Annotated in this window: 1 protein-coding gene; it reads left to right on the top strand. The window is 58.2% G+C overall.

From position 1 onward, the window contains the following. The first annotated feature begins 81 nt into the window (after positions 1-81). A protein-coding gene (locus tag ACLB6G_RS20805; RefSeq protein WP_410358054.1) for an IS5 family transposase occupies positions 82-836 on the top strand; the annotation gives its coding sequence in 2 pieces (ribosomal slippage) (positions 82-414 and positions 417-836; 753 coding nt in all). The last annotated feature ends 16 nt before the right edge of the window (positions 837-852 follow it).

Here is an 852-nt window from a genome sequence, read left to right as displayed (position 1 = left end):
TAGGGTCAAAACCCATTGATAGCGTGGATTTAACGTAGCAAATCAGATTCAAAGCGCCAAATCAGTTATTTGGAGGCTTGGATGGGACATCTGTTTTGGCTGTCGGATGAACAATGGGCGGTGATTGAGCCGCTTGTTCCGGCGAACAAGGGTGGAGCCCGCAGGGTCGATGATCGCAGGGTGATCTCCGGCATCATCCATGTTCTCAAGGTGGGCTGCCGGTGGTGCGACTGCCCGAAAGACTACGGGCCTTCGACCACGATCTACAACCGCTTCAACAGATGGTCACGCAAACGCTTCTGGATCGATCTGGTCGAGGCGCTTGCGACATCCGGAGCGGTGACGAAGAGCACGTCCATCGACAGCACCTACGTCAAGGCGCACCGCTCGGCGCACGGCGGTAAAGGGGGGCGAAAAATCAGGCTATCGGGCCCTCGCGGGGCGGGCAAACCACGAAAATCCATGCCCTTACCGACGTGATCGGCCGCCCATTTGCGTTCATGCTGACCGAAGGCAATGCGGCAGACAGCCCGGTGGCGCCCCATCTGCTGGCCGGACTGAAGGGGGCAAGGTATCTGCTGGCCGACAAGGGATATGATGCAAACAGCCTGCGAAAGCACCTGCGCCAATCTCACATTGTCCCGGTCATACCGGGCCGGTCAAACCGCAAGCGCGCCATCCGCTACGACACCAAGCGATACAGAAGCCGCCATCTCATCGAGAATGCCTTCTGTCGATTGAAGGACTTCAGACGCATCGCGACCCGCTACGACAAGCTCGCCAGAAACTTTCTCTCCGCCGTCGCACTGGCGACCCTCGTCGCATTCTGGCTATGATTGAGTCTGAACCCTA

The organism is Zhengella sedimenti (assembly GCF_046506625.1).
In the GTDB taxonomy this organism is placed as follows: domain Bacteria; phylum Pseudomonadota; class Alphaproteobacteria; order Rhizobiales; family Rhizobiaceae; genus Zhengella; species Zhengella sedimenti.
This window is presented reverse-complemented; position numbering and strand designations above follow the sequence as displayed.